5 protein-coding genes are annotated in these 4,802 nt (G+C 57.3%); 2 read left to right on the top strand and 3 right to left on the bottom strand.

Features of this window, described 5'->3' with window-relative positions; all coding sequences use genetic code 11:
* Positions 1–8 precede the first annotated feature (8 nt).
* A complete protein-coding gene (locus HMPREF1051_RS08690; RefSeq protein WP_003767257.1) occupies positions 9–1,223 on the bottom strand; it encodes an MFS transporter in 1,215 nt (404 codons plus the stop codon).
* A gap of 99 nt (positions 1,224–1,322) precedes the next feature.
* On the opposite strand from HMPREF1051_RS08690, the gene HMPREF1051_RS13530 reads away from it, so the two are divergent.
* Positions 1,323–1,535 carry a hypothetical protein gene (locus HMPREF1051_RS13530; protein ID WP_003767267.1) on the top strand — a complete coding sequence of 71 codons (213 nt, stop codon included), beginning with the start codon at positions 1,323–1,325 and terminating at the stop codon, positions 1,533–1,535.
* A gap of 102 nt (positions 1,536–1,637) precedes the next feature.
* Positions 1,638–2,393: a class I SAM-dependent methyltransferase gene (locus HMPREF1051_RS08695; RefSeq protein ID WP_003767262.1), complete on the top strand. Its 756-nt coding sequence runs from the start codon at positions 1,638–1,640 to the stop codon at positions 2,391–2,393.
* 167 nt (positions 2,394–2,560) lie between these two features.
* Here HMPREF1051_RS08695 and HMPREF1051_RS08700 read toward each other — a convergent pair whose 3' ends face one another.
* Complete coding sequence (locus HMPREF1051_RS08700; protein WP_003767260.1) at positions 2,561–4,000, bottom strand: surface lipoprotein assembly modifier; 1,440 nt, start codon at positions 3,998–4,000, stop codon at positions 2,561–2,563.
* A gap of 107 nt (positions 4,001–4,107) precedes the next feature.
* On the bottom strand, positions 4,108–4,802 hold a 695-nt coding region (locus tag HMPREF1051_RS08705; protein ID WP_003767268.1), incomplete at its 5' end, for a Slam-dependent surface lipoprotein.

Here is a 4,802-nt window from a genome sequence, read left to right on the forward strand (position 1 = left end):
GCAGCGGTTTACGCCGCTTTCTTTTCGCGTATCGGCAGGTTCAGCAAAGCCGCCGTCCCCGCCAACACCGCGTCGGCATACCACATCCAGCCGTAATCGTTGAACCGGTAAATCACGATGCCGCCGATATACGAGCCTAAAAAGCCGCCGATTTGGTGGCTCAACATCGTCAGTCCGAACAGCGTCGCCAGATAGCGCGTGCCGAACAGTTTGCCCGTAATCGCAGCGGTCGGGGCGACGGTGGCGAGCCAAGTGAAACCGAGCGCGGCGGCAAAAATGTAGAAATTGACGTCGGTTCTCGGGGCGGCAAGGTATATCAGCACCATCGCTACGCGCGAGGCGTAGAGTCCGAACAAAACGTATTTGCCCAAAAACCGCCCCGTACACCAGCCCGAAAAAATGCAGCCCGCGATGTTCGCCAAACCGATAATCGCAATCGAAGTCGAAGCGACCGAAGCGGGCAGGCCGCAGAGCGCGATTTCGTTGGGCAGGTGGGTTACCAAAAACGCAATGTGGAAACCGCAGGTAAAAAAGCCTAAGTGCAGCAGGATGTAGCTGCGGTTTTTAAACGCCGCTTTGACTGCCTGCCCCAGCGATTGCCCGTTTTCAGACGACGTGTGGTGCGTGGCGACAGCGTTTTTGCCGCCCGCCAGCCACCACGAAATCGGCAGGATCAAAAGCGCAATCCCACCCCAAACATAAAACGTCCCCGTCCAGCCGACGGCGGGCAACACCAGCAAACCCTGCACCAGCGGCGCAAACAGAAACTGCCCCGCCGAACCACCCGCGTTGACCAGCCCCGAAGCCAAACCGCGTTTGTGCGGCGGCACTTTCGCCGCGACCTGCCCCATGATGATGGAAAAACCGCCCGCGCCCGTGCCAAACGAAAAAAGCAGCCCGATTGCCAGCATCAGCCCCCAATAAGTCGGCATCTGCGGCACCATCAGGCAGGCACAAACCAACAGCAACGCGCCGCCGCCCAAAACCTTAAACGCGCCGAAGCGGTCGGCAAGCGCGCCGGAAAGCGGCTGGGACACGCCCCACATCAACTGGAAAACGGCAATAATCAGGCTGAACTCTTGGATACTCAGCTCGGTAGAGTCGACGACGGGGCGGACAAACAGCCCCATAGTCATGCGCATGCCGATGGTAATCAGCAGAATGGCGGCGGCAGCGGCGATTACCAGCCAAAGGTTGGGGGATTTTTGCTGTGTGTGGGTCATGGTTATTGTTTGTTTCTATTGGAAAATGCCGTTCAATCAACCGGCAAAACGACGGATTTTAACAAACGGGCTGACGCAGGCTAAATAACTCCTGATGCTTTGGATATAGCCAAAACCTCTATCCGCGCCGCATTGACCGTCCCCCTTTACCTGCAAGGCAGGATATGGAACGCGGACGGAAATTCAGCGAGTAAAGAACGGCAAAGGTCGTCTGAAAACCCGAAATCCGATTTTCAGACGACCTTTGTCCCGAAAACGGATAAAATCCGTATTGATGAAGCCATATCGGCTTCAAGCGGATTCCCGATATAGTGGATTAAAATTGCAATGATACGGCGTTGCCGCCTTGTCTCATTTTTATTTTAATCCACTATATAATCCGCCCTTTTCAGACGACCCCGACCCGCAACCGCCATGACGCCCATTTATCTCGCCGACACCGCCACCGAACACGCCCGCCTTTTGGCGCGGCAATTCCAGCTTCCGATTTTGTCCGACCTGCCCGACAGCGGCGAATACCTGCTTGCCGATGCGGAAGGCGTCAGCTTGTGCCGCGCGGGGGAGAGGGGGCGCGTCCGTGTCGATTTCGGCGGCGGCGCAGCCCAATACCGGCGCACCAAAGGCGGCGGCGAGCTGATTGCCAAGGCGGTCAACCACACAACCAAACCGACCGTCTGGGACGGCACCGGCGGACTCGGGCGCGACAGTTTCGTCCTCGCCTCGCTTGGTTTGAACGTCCACACTTTCGAGCAGCATCCCGCCGTCGCCTGCCTGCTTGCCGACGGCCTCGAACGCGCGCTGCAAGAGCCTGAAATTCAAGACATCGCCCGCCGCATGACTTTCCATTATGGCAACGCCGTCGAATTGATGCGCGAACTCGCCGTTCAATCGCGCCCCGACATCGTATACCTCGACCCCATGTACCCCGAACGCCAAAAATCCGCCGCCGTCAAAAAGGAAATGGCGTATTTCCACAGCGTCGTCGGTGCCGCCCAAGAAGAAGCCGGGCTGCTTGCCGCCGCCCGCGCCGTCGCCAAAAAACGCGTCGTCGTCAAACGCCCGCGCCTCGGCGAGTTTCTCAACGGCGAAAAACCCGCCTACCAATACACGGGCAAAAGCACCCGCTTTGATGTGTACTTGCCTGATTATCCGGTTAAAGACGGGGAATAATTTATAGTGGATTAACTTTAAACCAGTACGGCGTTACCTCGCCTTGCCGTACTATCTGTACTGTCTGCGGCTTCGTCGCCTTGTCCTGATTTAGTTAATCCACTATAAAACGCAAAGGTCGTCTGAAAACTGAATTTCAGACGACCTTTGTGTTTCTGCGTCCTGCGTTAGAACGATTTGACCAGCGACAGACCGACTTCGTTTTGCTTGTAGCTGTACAGCCAGTCGGTGTTGCCGTGGACGCGGCGGTGTTTGTAGCTGAGGACGGGCTTGAGTCCGGCGAATTTCCAGCGGTCCGCGCCTATGCTGAGGCGGTAGGTCTGTTCTTTGTCGCGGCGGCGTTGTTCGAGTACGGCGTTTTCTTCGCGGTGGCTGCGGATGCCGAAGGTGGCGGAGGCGGAGGCATCGAAGCCGGCTTCAAACATTTTTGCCGCGCCCAGCCGTGCGGAGATGAGGCGGTAGCTGTCCACGGGTTCTTTGGCTTTGCGCTGCTGCCAGTCTATGCCGCCGTAGAGCATGAGGTCGTTGCGCGGGAAGTAGGACAGGGTGTTGTAAACGGAGAAGAGGCTGCCGTCGAGCAGGCGGGTTTTGTCGGAATAGGAGAGGTGTTTCCACTCGGCTTCGGTGTTCCACGTCCAGCTGCCTTTGTCGAGGTTCCACTCGCTGCGCACGCCGTAGGCGCGGTTGAGGGTTTTGCCGCCGCTGCCGTTCCATTCGACAAGCGGGGCGAGGGCGAAGGTGTGGCGGTGGTTTTCAAACTGGTAGCCTGCGCTGAGGTTGAGCGTGTGTTCGTTGAAGTCTTTATGGTCGCGGTAGAAGCGGCCGTAGCCGAGCGCGCGGGCGGCGATGCCGTGGTGTCCTTTAATCTGCCAGCGGCGGACGGCGGCGGCTTCGTATTTGATGCCGTTGGCGGAAATGGGTTGGTCGCCTGAAAATTCTTCCCAGCATTCGCCGTCGATTTCGGTTTTACACCACACTTTGCCGCTGGCTTCGTTGATGTTGCTGTTGTGGACGGTGCCGACGGAAAGGCTGCCCTGCCAGCTTTGGCGTTGGTTTAGAGAGTCGCGGAAATGGCCGATGTTTTCTTTGACGGCTTCGGGCAGGTCTTCGTTTTGAAGGCGCATGAATTCGGAAGTGGCTTCGCGGTTCAGACGACCTTCAAAGAGCAGGCGGGCGTAATCGAGCCGTCCGCGCGTGAAATCGGGATGGCGTTGCAGCAGGGTTTCGTAGTCTTGTTTGGCATCTTTCCATCTGCCTTCGCCGCGGGCGAGCGAGGCGCGGGCGAATAGGGCGATGTCGGGGTCGTATTCGGTTTGCTGGGTATAACGTTCAAGCAGCGGGCGCACGGTTTGCCAGTCGCTGCGGTTGACAGCGTTGAACAGGGCTTCGCCTTGGTCGGCTTCGGGGTCGGTTTCGGCTGTCTGCCCGATATTTTCGGCGGGAATGTCGAGGCGGTATTCGCGCACTTTTTGTTCCTGTTCCTGCATGGTTTGGCGGGTGTCCTGCCACAGGCGTTGCGCGGTACGGTCGTCTGAAAAGTCAGAACGTGGCGCGGCAAGGACGGGGGCGGCGAGAAAGAGGATAAGGCAGGCAGACGGTTTGTACATGGTGTCGGCTTTCCGGTCGGCGGTTTCAGACGACCTTGAGAAGGTTGGCGGGCTGGTGTTTAAAAAAGCCTGCGTGAAGCAGGCTTTATTTTACTTAACTACGGATTTTAGCGTTTCACACCGCCGAATGCCGTATCCAAGTTGCGGTCGGTTTTAAATTTGGCAACACCGGCCAGCGCGCTTGCGTTGTGACCGAAGAAGTGGCCTTCGGTTTTACCGAAGTGGCCGTTGGCGCGGGCGTAGCCTTCAAACGATGCGCTGGACGGTTTGATGCGGGAATGGATGTCCATCTGTACAGCGTTGTTTTTCATAGAACCTGCCAAGACGCGTTGACCGAAGTCTGCGCGCAAAGTACCGACCATCGGGTTGTTGCCGGTGTAGTTGTTGATACCTTTGACGGCGTAGTTGGCTACGCCGGATACCGGCATAGAGGTAGCGCGTTTGTCGCCTGAGTAGAAAACGCCGCGGTTGGTGCCTTTGGCGTATTCTTTACCGACCCACTCGCCGTAATACACTTCAGAGCCGCCGCTCTTGATGGTGTTGAACGCATAACGGCCGAGGTTTTGACGGGTGTATGCGTCGTTGACCTGTACGGTTTTCACGCCGTTGCGGTCTACATTGCCGGGCATGCGGTTGACGTTGGTGTAGTGCACGCCCGAACGGTAGGCAGCGTGTTTCATCACTTTTTCGCCTTCGGCTTCAGATGCGGGTTTGCCCCATTTTTTGCCGTATTTGTGGTTTTGGTAACCGTAATCAAATGGATTGTAGGCATTGTTGGCGGCAAATACGCCTGCGCTGAACA

This window comes from Neisseria sicca VK64 (assembly GCF_000260655.1).
Lineage (GTDB): Bacteria > Pseudomonadota > Gammaproteobacteria > Burkholderiales > Neisseriaceae > Neisseria > Neisseria sicca_B.